17 protein-coding genes are annotated in these 18,888 nt (G+C 61.1%); 11 read left to right on the plus strand and 6 right to left on the minus strand.

All coding sequences use genetic code 11. The annotated features are described in order from the left end of the window. Positions 1-21: 21 nt before the first annotated feature. The 6 genes from ACQY8Q_RS02250 to ACQY8Q_RS02275 all read left to right on the plus strand — a co-directional run bounded on the left by ACQY8Q_RS02250 (position 22) and on the right by ACQY8Q_RS02275 (position 6,789). Entirely contained in the window at positions 22-918 is an 897-nt protein-coding gene (locus ACQY8Q_RS02250; RefSeq protein ID WP_428424239.1) for a LysR substrate-binding domain-containing protein, read from the plus strand. A 118-nt stretch (positions 919-1,036) separates the two neighbouring features. Beyond that, on the plus strand, positions 1,037-2,110 hold the full coding sequence (locus ACQY8Q_RS02255; RefSeq protein ID WP_428424241.1) for an ABC transporter ATP-binding protein: 1,074 nt from the start codon (positions 1,037-1,039) through the stop codon (positions 2,108-2,110). Positions 2,111-2,177: 67 nt separating this feature from the next. Then, positions 2,178-3,257, plus strand: a complete 1,080-nt coding sequence (locus ACQY8Q_RS02260; RefSeq protein WP_428424243.1) for an ABC transporter substrate-binding protein — start codon at positions 2,178-2,180, stop codon at positions 3,255-3,257. Positions 3,258-3,461: 204 nt separating this feature from the next. Then, positions 3,462-4,289 (plus strand): ABC transporter permease, encoded by an 828-nt coding sequence (locus ACQY8Q_RS02265; protein ID WP_428424245.1) that lies wholly within the window; start codon positions 3,462-3,464, stop codon positions 4,287-4,289. 4 nt (positions 4,290-4,293) lie between these two features. Continuing rightward, positions 4,294-5,100, plus strand: a complete 807-nt coding sequence (locus tag ACQY8Q_RS02270; RefSeq protein ID WP_428424247.1) for an ABC transporter permease — start codon at positions 4,294-4,296, stop codon at positions 5,098-5,100. A 75-nt stretch (positions 5,101-5,175) separates the two neighbouring features. Next, on the plus strand, positions 5,176-6,789 hold the full coding sequence (locus tag ACQY8Q_RS02275) for a 5-guanidino-2-oxopentanoate decarboxylase (RefSeq protein ID WP_428424249.1): 1,614 nt from the start codon (positions 5,176-5,178) through the stop codon (positions 6,787-6,789). 13 nt (positions 6,790-6,802) lie between these two features. On the opposite strand, the gene ACQY8Q_RS02280 is transcribed toward ACQY8Q_RS02275, so the two are convergent. After that, a complete protein-coding gene (locus ACQY8Q_RS02280; RefSeq protein WP_428424251.1) occupies positions 6,803-8,011 on the minus strand; it encodes an MFS transporter in 1,209 nt (402 codons plus the stop codon). A 120-nt stretch (positions 8,012-8,131) separates the two neighbouring features. Here ACQY8Q_RS02280 and ACQY8Q_RS02285 point away from each other — a divergent pair, with 120 nt between their 5' ends. The 3 genes from ACQY8Q_RS02285 (at position 8,132) to ACQY8Q_RS02295 (ending at position 9,411) form a co-directional block, all read left to right on the plus strand. Then, positions 8,132-8,698 carry a TetR/AcrR family transcriptional regulator gene (locus ACQY8Q_RS02285; protein ID WP_428424253.1) on the plus strand — a complete coding sequence of 189 codons (567 nt, stop codon included), beginning with the start codon at positions 8,132-8,134 and terminating at the stop codon, positions 8,696-8,698. 78 nt (positions 8,699-8,776) lie between these two features. Further along, on the plus strand, positions 8,777-9,010 hold the full coding sequence (locus ACQY8Q_RS02290) for an AbrB/MazE/SpoVT family DNA-binding domain-containing protein (RefSeq protein ID WP_428424255.1): 234 nt from the start codon (positions 8,777-8,779) through the stop codon (positions 9,008-9,010). Beyond that, the gene (locus tag ACQY8Q_RS02295; RefSeq protein ID WP_428424257.1) at positions 9,007-9,411 is read left to right on the plus strand and encodes a type II toxin-antitoxin system VapC family toxin; all 405 of its coding nucleotides are present in this window, start codon (positions 9,007-9,009) and stop codon (positions 9,409-9,411) included. Before ACQY8Q_RS02290 ends, ACQY8Q_RS02295 begins: the two co-directional genes overlap by 4 nt. 34 nt (positions 9,412-9,445) lie before the next feature. On the opposite strand, the gene ACQY8Q_RS02300 is transcribed toward ACQY8Q_RS02295, so the two are convergent. The 5 genes from ACQY8Q_RS02300 to ACQY8Q_RS02320 form a co-directional block, all read right to left on the minus strand. Continuing rightward, the gene (locus ACQY8Q_RS02300; protein WP_428424259.1) at positions 9,446-12,619 is read right to left on the minus strand and encodes an efflux RND transporter permease subunit; all 3,174 of its coding nucleotides are present in this window, start codon (positions 12,617-12,619) and stop codon (positions 9,446-9,448) included. Beyond that, positions 12,616-13,770: an efflux RND transporter periplasmic adaptor subunit gene (locus ACQY8Q_RS02305; protein ID WP_428424261.1), complete on the minus strand. Its 1,155-nt coding sequence runs from the start codon at positions 13,768-13,770 to the stop codon at positions 12,616-12,618. The genes ACQY8Q_RS02300 and ACQY8Q_RS02305 overlap by 4 nt, the downstream gene beginning before the upstream one ends. Before the next feature lie 386 nt (positions 13,771-14,156). After that, positions 14,157-14,660, minus strand: coding sequence for a DUF1097 domain-containing protein (locus ACQY8Q_RS02310; protein ID WP_428424263.1), 504 nt, complete (start codon positions 14,658-14,660; stop codon positions 14,157-14,159). Between the two features lie 78 nt (positions 14,661-14,738). Beyond that, positions 14,739-15,641, minus strand: a complete 903-nt coding sequence (locus ACQY8Q_RS02315; protein WP_428424265.1) for an SDR family oxidoreductase — start codon at positions 15,639-15,641, stop codon at positions 14,739-14,741. Positions 15,642-15,718: 77 nt separating this feature from the next. Next, on the minus strand, positions 15,719-16,459 hold the full coding sequence (locus tag ACQY8Q_RS02320; protein ID WP_428424267.1) for an SDR family oxidoreductase: 741 nt from the start codon (positions 16,457-16,459) through the stop codon (positions 15,719-15,721). A 122-nt stretch (positions 16,460-16,581) separates the two neighbouring features. On the opposite strand from ACQY8Q_RS02320, the gene ACQY8Q_RS02325 reads away from it, so the two are divergent. Together ACQY8Q_RS02325 and ACQY8Q_RS02330 are read left to right on the plus strand one after the other, a co-directional pair. Continuing rightward, the gene (locus ACQY8Q_RS02325; RefSeq protein ID WP_428424269.1) at positions 16,582-17,481 is read left to right on the plus strand and encodes a LysR family transcriptional regulator; all 900 of its coding nucleotides are present in this window, start codon (positions 16,582-16,584) and stop codon (positions 17,479-17,481) included. Positions 17,482-17,666: 185 nt separating this feature from the next. After that, positions 17,667-18,887 carry an adenylate/guanylate cyclase domain-containing protein gene (locus tag ACQY8Q_RS02330; protein ID WP_428424271.1) on the plus strand — a complete coding sequence of 407 codons (1,221 nt, stop codon included), beginning with the start codon at positions 17,667-17,669 and terminating at the stop codon, positions 18,885-18,887. The last annotated feature ends 1 nt before the right edge of the window (position 18,888 follow it).

Genomic DNA, 18,888 nt, shown 5'->3' on the forward strand with positions numbered 1-18,888 from the left:
ACCCTGATCAGGAGGGCGCCGATGCAGAGAATTCCATCGACACAGGCTTTGCGGGCGCTGGAAAGTTTCGCCAGACACGGGACTGTATGGAAGGCGGCTGATGAACTGAACCTGACACGCAGCGCCATCAGCCATCAGCTGCGCCTGCTGGAACGGGAGCTCGGCTTCCAGATCTTCAACCGGGTGGGCACCCGGATCGAGTTGACCGAGCAGGGGCTAGGCTATGCCGCCGATATAAGGCAGGCGCTGAACGCCATTGCCGGGTCGGCCTCGCGCCATGCCAGCCGCGGTGTCAGCGGTTCGATCACCGTCAGCTGTCCGCCGGGCTTTGCCTCCAACTGGCTGTGCAACTACATCTCTCACTTTCGAGACGCCTATCCGGATGTGCGTATTTCCATCGTCACGCCGCGCCGGCTCGACGATATCAGCAATCCCGACGTCGATGTCTTCATCGCGTTCGGTACGGGAAACTGGCCGTCCATGCAGGTGGAGCTGATCATTGAAGTGGAGTTTGCGCCGCTCTGCAGCCCTGTGCTCTTGAACAAGATCGGCGGACTAACGGAGCCCAGCGACATCAAGAAGATGTGCCTGCTGCACCTCACCGATTACGAGGACTGGGAGACCTGGCTGGCGCTGGCGGGGGTCGACCAAAGCTATGCTTCGACCGGCATTGTCTTTTCCGACATGAACTTGGTTTTCGCGGCGACATTGTCGGGGCAAGGTGTTGCGGTGGGTGATCGCTTTACCTGCCGGCACGCCATGAACAGCGGCCAATTGGTGCAGCCGTTCGATATCAGCATCAATTCCAGCCGCTCGTATTACCTGGTGACCTCGGAGGCTAAGGCCGACAATCAGGCCGTCGTGGCCTTCAGTTCGTGGCTGCGTTCCGAGATGCTTAAAAATGACGCAGATGCCTAGGTGTCCGCCCATGGTTCGGGCGGGTTTTGGCAAATTATATTTGTCCAAGCGGGGAAAAGATTTCGTTTGTCCTGTTGCTAAAACGCTCATACGATTTCGATGTTGAAAAGGAGCGTCGATGAAGAGCGGACACGAGGCGGCCGAAATCATAGCAAGCGGGATAGGCAAGGCCTATGGCGATTTCCATGCCCTGCGTGATATCTCGCTGACCATTGGCTCCGGTGAATTCCTGACGCTTCTCGGCCCTTCCGGCTCCGGTAAGAGCACATTTCTGATGATCCTCGCCGGTTTCGAAACGCCGACGTCGGGAACCCTTCGCAAGAACGGTGCCGATATCACCGGCGTTGCCGCTGAGAAGCGCGCTTTCGGCATGGTCTTCCAGGGTTACGCGCTGTTTCCGCATATGACGGTCGAGCAGAACATCGCCTTTCCGTTGCAAGTGCAGGGACGCGCTGACGCCGATATCAAGCGTAGCGTCAATACGATCATCGATCGCGTCGGGCTGCGCGGACACGAGAATAAGCGGCCGTCCGGATTGTCCGGCGGCCAGCAGCAGCGTGTCGCCCTGGCGCGCGCGTTGGTATTCGAACCCTCCGTTCTTCTGCTCGACGAACCATTTTCAGCGCTCGACAAGAACCTGCGTTCCTCGATGCAGGAAGAAGTCCGGCGGCTGCATCAGGAGACCGGCACGACCTTCGTTTTCGTTACCCACGACCAGTCCGAGGCCTTGGCGCTCTCGACCCGCATCGGCATCTTCAATCACGGACAGCTGCAACAGATCGGCACGCCGAAGGACGTCTACGAGCGGCCGGCCAACCGGTTTGTTGCGGAATTCCTCGGCGATGTGAATTTCCTGTCGCTGTCTGCGGTGAAGGCAACGGCTGACGGCGCAGAAGGACTGTTCGAAGGGCGTCCGATGCAAATCTGCGCGCCCGGTCAGGCCGTCAGCGAACATTTCGCCATCCGGCCCGAACATATGGTGATGTTCGAGGAGGCGCCGGAAGAGGGCAACATGCTGAAAGCCGAGATCGGCGAAATTACCTATCTCGGTGCTGAAACGCGCTTTGGCCTGAAGACGCCGGGGGGTATCGATCTGGTTTTGCAAATGCCGACGCGCGAGGTGAAAAGTGCCTTCCAGCCGGGGCGGCAGGTCTGGGCCGGATGGCCCGCCAATCAGGGTTTCTTTCTGTAAGTGCTTTGCAGTGCATGACACGAGCGACGCCGATAAAGGCGCGCCGCAAAAACCAGAGGAGAACGGCATGAGCGAAATATTGGCAAATGGCGGCATGTCCCGCCGCAGATTCACCCAGCTGGCGGCCCTGTTTCTGTCGGTCAGCCCGATCGCGCTTGGCGCGACACGCGGCTGGGCGGCGGAAGGCGCTCTCGTCTTCGTCAACTGGGGTGGCGATGCCGGCCCCGCCTACGACAAGGCCTATGGCGCGCCTTTCAAGGAAGAAGCCGGTATTACGGTCAAGGAGGACGGCTCAGGCCCGACGGAAGGTGCGGTGGCGGCGCAATTCTCAAGCGGCAAACCGGCCTGGGATATTGTCGATATCGACCCCTTCTCGGCAGAGGCGCTCGGCAAGAAGGGCATGATGGAGCCGATCGACTATACGATCGTCGACAAGACAAAAATGCGCCAAGGTTTTGGCTGGGAGTTCTCCGCCTCGACTTATTTCTTCTCCTATATCATCGCCTACGACGCCTCGAAATTCGGCGACAAGGTGCCAACCGGCATGGCCGATTTCTTCGATGTGGAAAAATTCCCCGGCAAGCGCTCGCTCTACAAATGGGGTGCAGGCATGTGGGAAGCAGCCCTTCTGGCCGATGGCGTCGAGCCGGCGAAACTCTATCCGCTGGATTTGGAGCGTGCTCATAAAAAGATCGCTGCCTTCAAGGACAATGTCGTTTCCTATTGGGGCGGCGGCGCCGAAAGCCAGTCGGTTCTTCTGAACGGCGAAGCCTCGATGGCGCTGATCTGGTCGACCCGTGCCGGGCTGATCGAAAAGGATTCCGGTGGCTCGATCAAGTTCGTCTGGGATCAGGGTCTGATTTCTCCCGGTGCCATGGGTGTAATCAAGGGGAACCCGGGCGGCAAGGACAACGCGATGAAGTTCATCGCCTCGGCGCAGGACCCGAAGAAGCAGGTCATCATGTTCGAGATGCTCGGACAGGGTCCGGCAAACCCCGCCGCCGACGCGCTGCTGACGCCCGAACAGGCACGTCTCAGCCCTGTCGATCCGGCCAATATGTCCAAGCAGATCGCGCTCGATATGGGCTGGTACGAGACCAATTACGGCCCGGCGCTGGACGAGTATACGAAGATTATTTCGGCTTAGGCGGCCGCTCAGTGGAGATGGCAGGGATCCTCGGGTCGAGCCCGAGGATGACCCATGGTGGATGTCGGCTCCAAGGCTGACGTGGCACACCGGGCGAACCTTACCCTCCGTCATCCTCGGGCCTGACCCGAGGATCCAAACCACAGACGCCCGGACCAAGCGGGTCCGAGCAGTCCATTGCGCCAATCACAGAAAGGAGCCGCCATGAAATCCGACAAATTGAAACCGGCGCTCCTGCTTGGCCCCCTCGTGCTGTTTCTCGGTCTTGCCTACCTCGTGCCGTTCCTCGGCGTCATGCAATGGAGCGTCACGCTGCCGGAGCCCGGGTTTTCGCAGTATGGCAAGGCAGTCACCGATCCGCTGATCCAGGCGGTGTTTTTCCGCACATTCCGCATCTGCCTGATCGTCACCGTCTGTGCGGTGGCGGCGGCTTATGCGATTGCCTATGTCTGGGTGCGCGGCACGCCGGCGCAGCGGCTGGTGACGGAGCTTTGCATCCTCATTCCGTTCTGGATCTCGGTGCTGACCCGCGCCTTCGGCTGGGTGGCGCTTCTGTCCAATCGCGGGCTGATCAACACGTGGCTGCAGGCGGCCGGCATTATTTCCGAGCCGTTGACGATGGTGCGCAACGAGTTCGGTGTCGTGCTCGGCATGATGCATTTCCTCATTCCGTTTGCGGTGTTTCCGATCGCGTCTGCGATGCGCAGCCTTGACGAGCGCGTGTTTCTGGCGGCCCGCGGCATGGGCGCATCGCGGCTCAGAATCTTCTGGTCGATCTTCGTGCCGATGACGCTACCGGGCATTCTTGGCGCCGGGCTGATGGTCTTCGTCTTTGCGCTCGGCTTCTTCATCACACCGGCGATCCTCGGCGGCGGCCGGAGTGTCATGATCGCCGAGCTGATCTATCTGCGCCTGTTCCAGAGCCCGGATTGGGGACTGGGCGCTGCGATCAGCGTCATTCTCATGCTGATTGTCGGCGCACTTCTGATCCTGATGCTGCGGCTGGTGCGGCCGAACAAGATGCTGGGTTGAGCCGATGTCGATGAAGCCCACGCCGATTGCCGTTTTCCTCGCCTTTGCGGTGGCGCTGTTCCTGCTTCTGCCGCTGATCGCCGTGGTGCCGGTGTCGTTCACCCCGGCGCGTTTCCTGTCGATGCCGACCGATGTCTGGTCGCTCCGGCATTATCAGGCGCTCCTCGACAATCCGGCCTGGCTGCAGAGCATCTGGCTCAGCCTGCGCATCGGCGTCCTCAGCTCGGTGATCGCGACGCTTTTGGCGCTGATGTTCAGCCTCGGCATCTGGATGTTCCGGCCCTGGTTCGGGAGCCTGCTGTTCGGCTTTGTGCTGTTGCCGATGGTGGCGCCGCCGGTCGTGTCCGCGATCACGCTGTATTTCTTCCTGACGACGCTGTCCAAGGTCAACGATATCGTCGCCTATGATACCTGGGTGGGTGTCGCCATCGCCCATGCGGTGATGATCGCGCCGTTTGCGGTTGTCATGGTGACGGTCGCCCTGGCGCAGGTGGACCGGCGGATCGATCTGGCGGCGCGCGGTTTCGGCGCTTCGGTCAGCCAGCGAGTGTTCAAGGTCATTTTGCCGAACATCAAGTTCGGCATCTTCACCGCTTTCTTCCTGTCCTTCGTGCTCTCCTGGGAAGAGATCGGCGTGACGCTGTTCATCACCAGTGTCGATGCGGTGACCCTGCCGCGGATGATGTGGATGGGGTTGCGCGACAATATCGATCCGGCCATTGCCGCGATCTCGGTGATCCTGATCATAATCGTCATCACGGTCATCCTGGCGAAGACCGCCATCACCCTCAAGCTTTCCCGCAAATCCTGAGATAACGAGCCGCAGGTCTTGCGTGCGGTTGAATTATACAATTGTATAGCAATGAATGAGACGAGGAACACCCGCATGATCAGCACCGGCATGTATCTGACGAAACTGCTGACGTCCTATGGCGTCGATACCGTCTTCGGCATTCCGGGCGTGCATACGGTCGAGCTTTATCGCGGATTGGCCGGTAGCGCGATCCGGCATGTGACGCCACGCCATGAGCAGGGGGCGGGTTTCATGGCCGACGGTTATGCGCGGGCGACCGGCAAGCCGGGCGTCTGCTTCATCATCACCGGCCCGGGCATGACCAATATCGTCACTGCGATGGGCCAGGCCTATGGAGACAGCATCCCGATGCTGGTGATCTCGACCGTCAATGCCCATGGCCGGATGGGCTCGGGCGAGGGCTGGCTGCATGAGCTGCCCAACCAGCAGGCGCTGGTGAGCGGCGTCTCAGCCTTCAGCTGCACCGTCAACCGGCCAGAGGACCTGGCGCCGGCTTTGGCGCGGGCCTTCGCCATCTTCGACAGCGCCCGGCCACGGCCTGTTCATATCGAGCTGCCGATCAATGTCATGCTGGCTTCGGCGGATCACTTGGCCGTGCCGGAAAAGCCGGTGCGCCTGTCGCGGCCGGCCGGTGACGCCGGCGCATTGAAGGCAGCGGCGGCATTGCTGGATAGTGCCAATGCGCCGGTCATTCTGGTGGGCGGCGGTGCGATTGGCGCGGCGGCGCAAATCCGGGCGCTGGCGGAAAAGCTCGATGCGCCTGTGGTGATGACCACCAATGGCCGGGGCATCCTGCCGTCGGGGCATACGCTGGCGGTCAATCTTTCGGCCAGCATGCCGGCCACTCGCGCATTGATCGAGGCGGCCGACGTGGTGCTCGGCATCGGTACGGAACTCGGGCCGACGGATTACGACATGTATGAGGACGGGTTCTTTTCCGTTCCCGGCACCTTCATCCGCGTCGATATTGACCCGGCGCAACTGATGCGGACACGGGCACCCGAGATCGGCATCGTTGGCGATGCGTTGGCATGTGCCGCGATACTGCTGGATCTGGTGTCGGCGGGGGCACGGGAGGGTGCTGTGCGGGCAGCGCAGGTCGAAACGCTCGTCCACCGCGACGTTCCAGCCGCCATGCTCGACGACCTGATCATTCTTGAAACGATCCGCGATACGCTGCCAGACGTGCTGATCGCCGGGGATTCGACCCAGCTCGTCTATGCCGGCAATACGGCCTATGAGGCGGCCTCGCCCGGTTCCTATTTCAACTCGGCGACCGGTTACGGCACGCTCGGCTACGGGCTGCCGGCGGGCATCGGCGCCAAGGTTGGGCGGCCGGAGCGGCCGGTGGTTGTGCTGGCGGGAGATGGCGGGCTGCAGTTTTCACTCGCCGAACTCGCTTCAGCGATGGAGGCAAAAGCGCCGCTCATTCTGATGCTGCACGACAATGGCGGTTACGGTGAGATCAAGTCCTTCATGGTGTCGAAGAACATCCCGCCGCTCGGCGTCGATCTGCACACGCCGGATTTCATCGCCATCGGTCGCGCCTACGGCTGGCACGCGGAGAGGCTGGAAAGTTTCGAGACCTTAAAACCGGCGCTTGAGGCGGCGCAGGCGAGGAACCTCCCCACCATGCTGGTGTTCGGCGACGCCTTTCGCGCGCAGGCGGCGGGCGGAAAACGTTAACCGGATCCACCGGTCACTCGGCCGACTGTGCCCGGGCACGCGACATCGCGGCATAGCCGCCTGATGTCAAAAGGATGATGACGCAGACATAGATGTCTGCCGTCATCGTCAGCCCGACGGCGCGCGACAGAAACCCGGCGAGAATGGCAGGAATGCTGAAAGCCAGATAACTCTGGACATAATAGGCGGACAGCAGACCGGCGCGCTCCTCCGGCTTGGCCAGTGGCATGATCGTACTGACCGCGCCGAGAAAGCAGGAACCAAACCCGGTACCGGCGACAATCGTGCCAGAAAATAAGAGTGCGACCCAGCCTGTATGGACACCGGCGACGACGATCAGCAGGCCGGCCATCATGGTGAAGACGCCGAGTGTCAGGTTGGCGCGAGCCGGCTTCTGGCGGCGGAAGAAGACGGCGAGTGCGCCGCTCAGCGTAAGGGCTGCGACGGTGAGGCCGCCGGTCATCGGCGAATGATTGCCGGTGGCGGCACCCACGAGCGACGGCATCAGCGAGAGATAGAAGCCGCCGAGCGACCAGATCGAGATATTGATCGGCGTGATCGCCATCAGCGACCGGCGGACCTGCGGCGGCACGCCGACATGCGGCCGCAGCGATGCCAGCGCGCCCGGCTTGGAGGCCGCCGTTTCGGGAACACTCCAAACGAACACGGCCTGCCCCAACAGAGCGGCGAAGAGGACGAGATAGACCAGACGCGTAGGGTCGGGTGCAAACTGCACGAGCGCGCCGGCGCCGAGCGCACCGACAGCCATGCCGAGCAGCGGCGAAATGCTGTTGACGATCGGGCCTGACGTTTTGTTGGCATCGACTAGTGCCGCGCCGATGGCGCCGCTGGCAGCACCCGTGGCGATGCCCTGGACGATGCGGGCGGCGATCAGCCAGGATGGGCTGTCTGCCAGCATGAACAGAAGCATGGAGGCTGCCTGCAGCAGCATGGCCGCGAAGATGACGGGACGGCGGCCGATATGATCGGACAGCGAGCCGACGATGAGCAGCGTCGTCAGCAGGCTGAAGGCATAGACGCTGAAAATGAAGGTGAGCAGGATCGGCGAGAAGTGCCAGTTCTCCTGATAGAGGTGATAAAGCGGCGTGGGTGCTGCGGATGCGGCGAGGAACGTGATTAGCGTCATCGCGTGGAAGCCTAGGGCCCAGCGCCGTTTGGCGGGTGAAAGGCCGCCGGAAACGGGTTCACTTTTGCTCGACATGGCGTTATGGTCCTTAAAAGCTAAGATATTGCGTTAGCTCTTGTAGCGCGATGCGGATCTAAAAGCAAATTATTTGCGTTAGTGGTTCCGCGCGGCGGGCTGAATGCGGAGATGGTGCCGATGACCATACGGGAAAGTATCAGGCCGGGCGGCCGTAGCGCCCGCGTGCAGGCCTCGGTGCACGGAGCGGTGCGCGGTCTTCTTTCGACCATGGACCGGGGCGACGTGACGATCCCGCTGATTGCCACGGAGGCTGGCGTCACGCCATCAACGATCTACCGGCGCTGGGGCGACCTGCAGGAACTGCTGGCAGATGTTGCTGTCGAGCGCTTGCGCCCGGATGCTCCGCCTAAGGATACCGGATCGGCGCGCACGGATCTCACGCAATGGGCCGAGCAATATGCCGACGAAATGGCCTCCGGGCCGGGCCGGGCGATGATCCGCGACGTGCTTTCCAGCGTCGCAACGGACAGCCGCAATGCGGGAAAATGCTGCGGTTATACCCGCGAACAGGTGCAGGTGATCGCTAACAGGGCGCGCGATCGCGGCGAGGACTTTCCGGATGTGGAAACGGTGATCGACAAGCTCGTCGCCCCGATCATGTACCGCATCCTCTTCGACGACGTGCCACCGAACTCAGAGAAGGTATTGGTGCTGGTCGAGTGTTTGCTGCCGCCGCAGCGGTAGGTGCCATTAGGCCATGCATCTTGAAGTCGGCCTTCCGATGTAATACCTTTGTAAAAACATTCCTTACCGAGGTTTAAGATGAGCGCGACAGTGACGACGAAGGGGCAGGTGACCATTCCGAAGCCGGTGCGGGATTTTCTCGGTATCGTGCCGGGAACGCGGGTGGATTTTCAGCGGGCTGCCGACGGCAGCGTCGTGCTGACGTGCGCCGACGAAAAACGCCCTGCCAGCCGCTTCAGCAAGCTGCGCGGCCATGCCGGCAAGGGTTTGAGCACTGACGCCATCATGGCGCTGACGCGCGGTCACGAGTGACACTGGTCGATACCAATGTTCTGCTCGATGTGGTGACCGACGATCCGAACTGGTCGGACTGGTCGATCGAACAGCTGGAAGCCGCTGCCCTGCGCGGCCCGCTTCTGATCAACGATGTCGTCTACGCCGAACTTGCGGTGCGTTACGAGCGGATCGAGCGGCTGGAGGCATTTCTCTCCGAGGCCGGGATCGAGATCGCCACCATGCCGCGTGCGGGGTTGTTTCTGGCTGGAAAAGTCTTCCAGAAATACCGCAAGGCAGGCGGTTCGCGTGCGGGTGTCCTGCCGGACTTTTTTATTGGCGCGCACGCGGCTGTCAATCGGCTGGACCTGCTGACCAGGGATACGGGGCGGTACCGGACCTATTTTCCGACTGTGACATTGATCACGCCGGATCGGTAGGCCGCCGGGCAGGTGCTGCCCGGCCCATAACTCCTCAAATCATCCCCGACTCCGGTGGGATCGGTTTTTCCTTTGGCTTGTACCCGAAGGACCGGAGCGCGACGTAGAAGACCGGGGTCAGGAACAGGCCGAGGAACGTCACGCCGAGCATGCCGGAGAAGACGGCGGTGCCGAGCGACTGGCGCATTTCCGCACCCGGACCGGTGGCGATCATCAGCGGCACAACGCCGAGAATGAAGGCAAAGGCCGTCATCAGGATCGGCCGCAGACGCAGGCGGCTGGCTTCGATGGCCGCATTGACCGGGTTCATCCCGTCATCCTGCGCTTGCCGCGCGAACTCGACGATCAGGATGGCGTTCTTCGCCGCAAGGCCGATGAGGACGATCAGTCCTATCTGGGTCAGGATGTTGTTGTCCTGCCCCCTGAGATGAACGCCGACCAGCGCCGCCAGTACCGCCATCGGTACAACAAGGATGATCGCCAATGGCAGGATCCAGCTTTCATACTGGGCCGATAGCGCCAGGAAGACGAAGATCACCGAAAGGGCGAAGATGAAGATCGCTGTGTTGCCGGTGTTGCGTTCCTGGAAGGCAAGGTCGGTCCATTCGAACGACGTGCCCGGCGGCAGGATCTGGCCGGCCAGCGCTTCCATCTTGTCGAGCGCGGTGCCGGTCGATACGCCGGGTGCGGGATTGCCCTGGATCGGAACCGACACATACATATTGTAGCGCTGGACGAGCGAAGGACCGGTGGTATCGCGGATATCGACGAGCGTTCCGAGCGGCACCAGGGCACCGGTGGCGGAGCGCACCTTCAGATCGAGAATGTCTTCCCGCTCCAGCCGGAACTGCTGGTCGGCCTGCGCCCGAACCTGATAGACACGGCCGAAGGCGTTGAAGTCGTTGACATAGGACGTGCCGAGATTGATCGACAGCGTTTCGAAGATGTTGGGGATCGGCACGCTCAGCGCCCGCGCCTTGTCGCGGTCGATCGCCAGGAAATATTGCGGGCTGGAGGCGGAGAAGGTGGTGAAGACGCCGGTCAGGCCTTCCGTCTGGTTGGCAGCACCCATCATCTGATAGGCAAGGCCCAAAGCCCGGCGCATGTCGGAGCTTTCCCGATCGACGATCTGCATCTTGAAGCCGCCGGAATTACCGATGCCGCGGATCGATGGCGGCGGCACGGCGATGATGAAGGCTTCCTCGATGCTCTGCATCGTGCCGTAGAGCTGGCCGATGATCTGGTTGGCGCTATAGCCGTGCTTCAGCCGTTCCTCGAATGTGTCGAAGGCGGCAAAGACCACGCCGGAATTCGACGCATTGGTAAAGGTAGCACCATTAAAGCCGGAAAAGGCGACGGCGTTCTTGACGCCCGGCACCTTGAGGATCATGTCGGACGCACGCTGGATGACGGCGTCGGTCCGGGCAAGTGAGGCGCCTTCTGGCAATTGCACCACAACGATCGCGTAACCCTGGTCCATCGTCGGCACGAAGCCGCGCGGCACGATCTGTGCCATGTACCACGTCCCCGCCAGCAATCCGAAAAAGACGATCAGGCTGGCGCCAAGCGCGATCCGCGTCGAAACCAAGTGATGGACAATCCAGGAGTAACCCCGGGTCATCCGGTCAAAACCGCTATTGAAACCGTTGGCCAGGCCTCTGGCGACCCGCGTCAGCGGATTGCGGGTTTCCTGATGTTCCTGATGCGGACGCAGGATAAGGGCTGCGAGTGCCGGCGAAAGCGTCAGAGAGTTCAGGGCCGAAATCGCCGTCGCCACGGAAATAGTGACTGCGAACTGCAGATAGAACTGCCCGGATATGCCGGGGATGAAGGCCGTCGGCACAAAGACGGCAATCAGCACCAGCGAGATGGCGATGACGGCGGTACCGACCTCATCCATCGTCACATGCGCCGCCTGTTTGGGCGTCATTCCCTTGGCCAGGTTTCGCTCGACATTTTCCACCACGACGATCGCATCATCGACGACGATGCCGATCGCCAGCACCAGGCCGAACAAAGTCAGCATGTTGAGCGAGAAGCCGAAGGCCAGCAGCAGCGCGAACGTGCCGATCAGCGATACCGGAATGGCGATGATCGGGATCAACGCGGTGCGCCAGGATTGCAGGAAAATCAGCACCACGATAGCGACCAGAATGGCCGCCTCAAGGATGGTCTTGTAGACCTCGTTGATCGATTCGGAGATGAATTCCGTCGGGTTGTAGACGATGGTATATTCAAGACCGGGCGGGAAATCCTTTTTCAGGGTTTCCATGGTGGCCTTGATCTGCTCGGCAGCCTCAAGCGCGTTGGTGCCCGGGCGCGAGAAGATACCCATGGCGACGGCGGCCTTGCCGTTCAGATAGCTGTTGGTGACATAATCCTTGGCACCGAGCTCAATGCGGGCGACATCCTGCAGCTGGACGAGACGGCCACTCGCCGTCGATTTGACGATGACATAGCGAAATTGCCGGGCATCGCTGAAGCGGCCCTCGGTGGTGACCGTGTACTGGAAGGCATTATTACCGGCGTTTGGCGGTCCACCGATCGATCCACCGGAGACCTGGACGTTCTGGTCGCGCAGCGACTGCACGACATCGCCCGACGTCATGCCGTAGGAGGCAAGCTTTTCCGGGTCGAGCCAGATGCGCAGTGCATATTCGCGCTCACCGAACAGGATGACGTCACCGACGCCTTCAAGCCGGACCAGCTGATCGCGGGCGCGGCTGCGGGCATAATTGGAGACATAAAGCTGATCGTAGCGGTCGTTTGGCGAGATCAGGTGGACGACCATCATCAGGTCGGGTGAACTCTTTGCCGTGGTGACGCCGATGCGGCGAACTTCCTCCGGCAGGCGCGGTTCGGCGATCGAAACGCGGTTCTGGACGAGCACCTGCGCCTTGTCGAGATCGGTGCCGAGCTTGAAGGTAACGGTCAGCGCCATCGAACCGTCGGCTGTCGAGTAGGAGGACATGTAGAGCATGTCCTCGACGCCGTTGATTTCCTGTTCGAGCGGGGTGGATACCGTATCGGCAATGGTCTCGGCGTCGGCGCCGGGATAGGCGGTGCGGATGACGATGGTTGGCGGGGCGATTTCCGGATATTGCGCGACTGGCAGCTGGAAATAGGCGATGCTGCCGACAATCAGGAACACAATCGACAAAACCGACGCAAAGATCGGCCTGTCCACGAAGAAATGGGCAAATCTCATTGACCGTTCTCCGTCGTCACGGCGGCTTCAGGCGGCAGTACAACCATCTTGGGAGCGACGATCACGCCGGGACGTAAGCGTGTCAGGCCGTTGACGACGAGCGTTTCGTCCCCGGTGAGGCCTTCGCGAATGACACGGTAACCATAGAGCCTCGGTCCAAGGCGAACCGGTTTGGTCGTGAAGCTGCCGTCATCGGCAACCACATAGACGACGCGCTGATCCTGATCCGCGCCGATCGCTTCATCGGGAACGAGGATGCCCTTGTAGGAGTTTGAGGCGCGGACCTCGACGCGGCCGAAAAGACCGGGCTGCAGTACAAAATCGGGATTGTCGAAACGGGCCCGCACACGCATCGTGCCGGTCTCCTGATCGACACGGTTTTCGGCGAAATCGAGCTTACCCTTGAATGGCTTTTCGGTGCTGTCGGCGATGGTCACCAGAACCTCAAGCGAGCCTCCACCCTCCTGCAGATTGCTGCCGTGTTCGCGCGCCTGGCGGGCGTAGTTGAGCAGCCGCCGCTCATCGACATCGAAGTAGAAGTCGATCGGATCGAGAGAGACGATCGTCGTCAGCGCCGTCTGGTCGGCCTGGACGAGGTTGCCGACCGAGATCAGCCGGCGGCCGATGCGGCCGCTGAGGGGAGAAATGATGTTGGTATATTGAAGATCCAGTTGCGCGCGGGCCAGACTTGCTTCAGTGCCGCGGACATTGGCCTGTGCCGACAAAAGTTCGCGCCGGCGATCATCCAGGGTGGATATCGATAGCGTTCCCTTCTGCACCAGCCCTTCTGTCCGGGTGAATTCCGCCTGCGCGAATGTCAGCGTGGATTTCGCGACTTCAAGCGAGGATGTGGCAACGTCGAGCGCCGTCTTGAAGGGGCGCTGGTCGATGACGAAGAGCGGATCGCCCGTCTTGACCATCGCGCCATCCTTGAAATCCACCTTGTCGAGATAACCGCCGACACGCGAGCGTAGCGTCACCTCATCGACGGCCTCGAAGCGGCCGATGAATTCATCACTATCGACGACATCGCGGACAACCGGCTTGGCAACGGTGACGGCCGCTTTCGGTTGTTCCTGTGCGACAGAGGGGCCTGAGGAGATTGTCGTTGAGAAAAGCAGTAGTGCCGGAACAAGCCAGTGTCGTACCATGGTAAGCCCCCTGAAGCGCATGAAACACGTTGTCCCACGCGTTTGCGCAGGGCAGTTCTTGACGTTTTCGAATGGTCAGGCTTGCCGGACTTTATGTGATTTCAGGCAGTCTGGGCACGGGCATGACCAAGTCGCGAGTCGTTCAAAATCAGCAATCATTTCAAGTCGCAAGACGCTTTATCTGCAGGCTGCCCCCAGCCATTTAAGCCGCAGCTATATCAAGCAGGCAAGGCTATCTTCGCCCTCAACTTACATCATTCGGACATCGTGTCACCAAGGAAAAAGCGGGATCGGGCGTCGGAAGGTCTTTTCAGTGTTTGCTTCTTTTCGTCATTCTGAAAGCCGGGCTGACGGAGCCCGGCCTCATGTACCCTTGCGCTTCCCCGTCAGCTTGCCGGGAAGATTTTCGTTTGTAACCGGTGGGTCGTCCAGCCGGCGATGGAGCCAAGGCCACTGACGGCGGCAAGCTCCGAGACGGCAAGGAGACCCGGCTCGATATGGGCGGCAAAGAACGTGATCAGACCGAGAAAGTAGGCCGGGACATTGTTGACCGGCGCCAGGGCGCGCATTGAAACGACGACCATCGCCACCACGAAGACGACCGGGCCGAAGGCAAGCGGACCGATCAATGGCACAAGTGCAGCAACGGCGAGGGCCGCGCCGATACCCAGGGTGAAGCCGATGACAAGGCACAGGTAACTGTAGAAGGCATCCCTGGCCGAATGGCCGCGCGTGAAGAAAGCGACCCACCCGATGAACATGGCCCAGACCGGCCAGCCCAGGCTGGCCGAGGTGGTTGCCGCGACTGCGGCGATCAGCGCCGCAACAAGCGTCAGGAGAGTGAAGCGCATCGACGCTGGGGAGGAAGCCGGCTTAATGTTGGAGGTCATTGTCTTCTCCTTGATATCGTGGGGTGGATGAAGGCTTGTTTCCGTATCTGGTGGCGGAGTGGCAGTGGCAGTGGCAGTTCAGGCGTTGTCGACGGGCCTTAAAAGGTCCGACAGGCCGATATTGCGGAACATTTCGGCGCGTACGCGATCGGCGACGCCATTGACGATCTCGGCGCCATCCTGAGACGGATCGACATGGACGCGGAATGGCCGGGAGCCGAAGGGCCGGTTGATAATATCGACGACGGCTGCAGCGACGGAGGCCGGGTCGGCATCAATCGGCTCCAGCTTCGCCAGGCCCTGCAGCGCTTTTTCCGGCACGCCCTTGTAGGGACCGTCATTATATTCGGCGGCACGTACCTGATCGGCCGGCGAGCCGGAATGGGCGAAGTGGTTGGTGCCCTTGGTGAAGGCGCCGGGCACAACGATCGAGGTCTCGATACCCCAGCCGGTCAGTTCGGCAGCATAGGAAACGGCGAGCGAATCCATCGCGGCTTTTGCGGCGAAATAGGGCGACAGGTAAGGTGGGGTTCCGCCGCGGGTTGACGAGGAAGAAATCCAGACGACCAGGCCATTGCCCTGTTTGCGCATGTGGGGGAGGGCGGCGCGGTTGACGCGCTGCGTGCTCAGGACGTTGATGTCATAGAGTTCCGCGAATTGTTCGGGCGTGAACGCTTCGGCCGGACCGAAGGACATGTGGCCGGCATTGTGGACGATGACATCAAGACGGCCGGCCTCCGCGATGATGCTGGCGATACCCGCCTCGACTGAGGCATTGGAGGCGACGTCGAGTTCGACGGAACGCAGATCGGCATTGTGCTCCGAGGCGAAGGCCGCAGCATCGGCGACCGCTTTGGCGTTGCGTGTTTCGGTGGCGCGCATGCCGGCATAAACTATGTGGCCGGCGGCTGCGAGCGCGCGGGCGGTCATGGCGCCAAAGCCGCTGGAGGCGCCGGTTATGACGATGATTTGTTTTGTCATTGCCTTGTTCCTTCTAAAAGGTCGGTTGGGTTGAGGCTGTTGATGTGCGGTGAACTTTGGCTGCTGTGTCGCGGTGCTCAGACCAGGCCGCCATTGGCGCGAAGCACCTGGCCGTTGATCCAGGAGCCGTCGGGGCCAACGAGGAAGGCGACGGCGGAGGCGATGTCTTCCGGCGTACCGAGGCGTTCCAGCGGGCTCATTTTCGCCATGCGGGCGATCAGCTCGTCGCTCTTGCCGTTGAGAAAGAGGTCTGTGGCCGTCGGGCCAGGTGCCACCGCATTGACGGTGATCGAGCGGCCACGCAGTTCCTTCGACAGGATGGCGGTCAGCGTTTCAACGGCGGCCTTGGTGGCGGCATAGACGCCGTAATTTTCGAGCTTCAGGCCGACGACACTGGTTGAAAAATTGACGATCCGGCCGCCGTCGCGCAGGCGCTTTGCGGCTTGCCTGAGCGTGTTGAAGGTGCCCTTCAGGTTGATGGAGATCTGGCGGTCGAACAGGGCATCGGTGCTTTCGGCAAGCGAAGAGAGGGTCATGATGCCGGCATTGTTGACGAGCACATCGACGCCACCAAAGGCCGCTTCCGTCGCGTCGAACATTTGACGCACGGCCTCGGTGTCGCTGACATCGGCCTTTGCGGTCAGCGCACGGCCGCCTTTGTCTTCGATTTTCCGGGCCAGCGCCTCGGCCGGAGCGGCATCTCCAGAATAGTTGATGACGACGGTGAAACCGTCCTTGGCGAGGCGCTCGGCGACGGCGGCGCCGATGCCGCGCGAGGCCCCGGTGACGATGGCGACTTTGTTTCTGTTGTCGGACATTTTCTTTCTCCTTGATTAACCACGCCGCAGCGCGTTTTCGATGAGGAGAAGATGCAGCTTTTCATTCTGCGGATAATGAACCATTATTCGGCATCACTATTCGAAAATGGCGAACAATCCGGATGGACAGATTTGAAGCGATGCGGGTGTTTTCGCGCGTGGTGGAGCGGCGCAGTTTCACGCTGGCTGCCGAAGACACAGGCCTTCCGCGCTCGACCGTGACCGATGCGGTCAAACAACTGGAAGCCCGGCTGGGTGTGCGCCTTCTCCAGCGGACCACCCGCCATGTCAGCCCGACGCTCGATGGCGAGGCCTATTACCGCCGCTGCCTGACCATCCTGTCCGATATCGAGGATGCCGAAGGCGCATTTGCCGGCGCCAAGCCGAAAGGACTGCTGCGGGTTGACGTGCACGGCAAGCTGGCGCGGCATTTCGTTCTGCCGGGGCTGCCGGCGTTCCTTAAGGAATATCCGGATATCCAGATGTATATGAGCGAAGGCGACAGGCTGGTCGATCTGATCCGCGAGGGGATCGACTGCGTGCTGCGCGTCGGTGATCTGCAAGATAGCGACATGATTGCGCGGCGGGTCGCCCTTCTCGAAGAGGTGACATGCGTCTCGCCGGAATACATCGCTCGCTTTGGTCTGCCGCAGAGCATTGACGATCTGAGCGGGCACCAGATGATCGGTTTCTGGTCGACGGCTATCGGTGGACTGTTGCCTCTGGAGTTCACGGTGGCAGGCGGCATCCGCACCGTCTCCCTGCCGGCGGTGGTATCGGTCAATGGTGCCGATACGCTGGCGGCGGCGGCGAGGCTCGGGCTCGGCATCATGCAGGCGCCGCGCTATTCGCTGGAGGAGGACCTGAAACAAGGCACGCTTGTTGCCATTCTGCCGGACAATCCGCCGTCTCGCACGCCGGTTTCGCTGCTCTACCCCCGCAGCCGCCAGCTATCGCCGCGCGTGCGCGTCTTCATCGACTGGCTGTCCCGCGAATTTGTCACACGGCAGGACGAAATTTAAAAAGGCTGCGGTTCGACCTTGCCTTTTGACTGCTGCTTACCCACATGCGCGGCAGCTTCAAAGACCCTTCCTTGCACGTTTTCCCCGCACGGCCCGTCGATCCGGCCGCCCTTCCTTAAATCGATTCCGCGTCGATGGGTTATGCGCTAAATGTGTGAATGTCCGCAGGAATCAAGGAAATCGACATGAACGCAGACGATATCAGCGAGATTTCCGCCTGGTTGACGACGCAGGGCCTGAAGGGCACCGATGAAATGGACATCGTCAACGGCTTCTGTCAGCGCGTTCGCGCTGCGGGGCTTCGGCTTGATCGCGGCCTGGCGCTGATCGACACCTTGCATCCGGTCTACGAGGGCCGGGCCTTCCAGTGGGACAGCAAGGAGCCGGTCAAGGCGGCCTTCGAATACGGACCGACCAACGAGGGTGTTTCGGCTGAAAACTGGGAGCGCTCGGCATTCTTCCATCTGCGTGAGAAAAATCAGAATGAGATCCGCCGCCGCCTCGGTTTCGGCGATCCGGCCGATTTCTACATGCTGGATGTGATGCTGGCGGCCGGCCATAAGGACTACGTTGCGATGATCCATCGCTTCGCCCAGGACAGCCATATCGGCGACATGGACTGCTTCTACTCGCACTGGACGACGATGGACGAAGAGGGTTTTCGCGATGAAGACCTGGCAACGCTGCGGCAACTCGTGCCGGTTCTGGCACTGGCGATCAAGGCGGGATCGCTGACACGTATCTCGCGCACCATTGCCGAGGTCTATCTGGGCGAGGACGCCGCCAAGCAGGTGCTTGAAGGCCGCATCTCGCGCGGCAAGGCCGAGCGGATTTCTGCGGTTCTGTGGTTCTCTGATTTGCAGAACTATACCCGCATCTCCGACAACCTGCCGCCCGACGAGATCATTCCATTCCTCAACGATTATGCCGACGCGGTGATTTCCTCCATCCACGAGGCCGGCGGCAATGTGCTGAAGCTGATCGGTGACGGTACGCTGGCAATTTTCAAGGCCGAGGAGCGTGAAGATGCCTGCGCCCGTGCGCTGCTTGCCGAGCATAATCTGCGCGAGAAGCTGAGGGGCTTGAACGAGCAGCGCATGCTCGAAGGCCGCCCTGTTACCGAGGTCTATCTCGGCCTGCATATCGGGGATGTCTTCTATGGCAATATTGGCTCGAGCGACCGGCTGGATTTCACCGTCATCGGACCGGCCGTCAACGAGGTCAGCCGCATCGCCTCGATGTGCCGTTTCGTCGATCGCAGCGTCATCATGTCATCGCAGTTCGTTGCTGCAGCACCACCGCCACGCAATTCTGAAGTGGTCTCCATCGGCCGCTACGCGCTGCGCGGCGTCAAACGTGCCCAGGAGCTGTTCACGCTGATGCCGCTGGAAAAGGCTGCCGAATAGG

Origin of the sequence: Pararhizobium sp. (genome assembly GCF_965279435.1) — a bacterium.
GTDB lineage: Bacteria > Pseudomonadota > Alphaproteobacteria > Rhizobiales > Rhizobiaceae > Pararhizobium.

What these genes read in the sequence shown, in the direction of transcription:
- ACQY8Q_RS02250 (WP_428424239.1), top strand. Translation starts at nt 22, where the DNA reads ATGCAGAGAATTCCATCGACACAGGCTTTGCGGGCGCTGGAAAGTTTC.
- ACQY8Q_RS02255 (WP_428424241.1), top strand. Translation starts at nt 1,037, where the DNA reads ATGAAGAGCGGACACGAGGCGGCCGAAATCATAGCAAGCGGGATAGGC.
- ACQY8Q_RS02260 (WP_428424243.1), top strand. Translation starts at nt 2,178, where the DNA reads ATGAGCGAAATATTGGCAAATGGCGGCATGTCCCGCCGCAGATTCACC.
- ACQY8Q_RS02265 (WP_428424245.1), top strand. Translation starts at nt 3,462, where the DNA reads ATGAAATCCGACAAATTGAAACCGGCGCTCCTGCTTGGCCCCCTCGTG.
- ACQY8Q_RS02270 (WP_428424247.1), top strand. Translation starts at nt 4,294, where the DNA reads ATGTCGATGAAGCCCACGCCGATTGCCGTTTTCCTCGCCTTTGCGGTG.
- ACQY8Q_RS02275 (WP_428424249.1), top strand. Translation starts at nt 5,176, where the DNA reads ATGATCAGCACCGGCATGTATCTGACGAAACTGCTGACGTCCTATGGC.
- ACQY8Q_RS02280 (WP_428424251.1), bottom strand. Translation starts at nt 8,011, where the DNA reads ATGTCGAGCAAAAGTGAACCCGTTTCCGGCGGCCTTTCACCCGCCAAA.
- ACQY8Q_RS02285 (WP_428424253.1), top strand. Translation starts at nt 8,132, where the DNA reads ATGACCATACGGGAAAGTATCAGGCCGGGCGGCCGTAGCGCCCGCGTG.
- ACQY8Q_RS02290 (WP_428424255.1), top strand. Translation starts at nt 8,777, where the DNA reads ATGAGCGCGACAGTGACGACGAAGGGGCAGGTGACCATTCCGAAGCCG.
- ACQY8Q_RS02300 (WP_428424259.1), bottom strand. Translation starts at nt 12,619, where the DNA reads ATGAGATTTGCCCATTTCTTCGTGGACAGGCCGATCTTTGCGTCGGTT.
- ACQY8Q_RS02305 (WP_428424261.1), bottom strand. Translation starts at nt 13,770, where the DNA reads ATGGTACGACACTGGCTTGTTCCGGCACTACTGCTTTTCTCAACGACA.
- ACQY8Q_RS02310 (WP_428424263.1), bottom strand. Translation starts at nt 14,660, where the DNA reads ATGACCTCCAACATTAAGCCGGCTTCCTCCCCAGCGTCGATGCGCTTC.
- ACQY8Q_RS02315 (WP_428424265.1), bottom strand. Translation starts at nt 15,641, where the DNA reads ATGACAAAACAAATCATCGTCATAACCGGCGCCTCCAGCGGCTTTGGC.
- ACQY8Q_RS02320 (WP_428424267.1), bottom strand. Translation starts at nt 16,459, where the DNA reads ATGTCCGACAACAGAAACAAAGTCGCCATCGTCACCGGGGCCTCGCGC.
- ACQY8Q_RS02325 (WP_428424269.1), top strand. Translation starts at nt 16,582, where the DNA reads ATGGACAGATTTGAAGCGATGCGGGTGTTTTCGCGCGTGGTGGAGCGG.
- ACQY8Q_RS02330 (WP_428424271.1), top strand. Translation starts at nt 17,667, where the DNA reads ATGAACGCAGACGATATCAGCGAGATTTCCGCCTGGTTGACGACGCAG.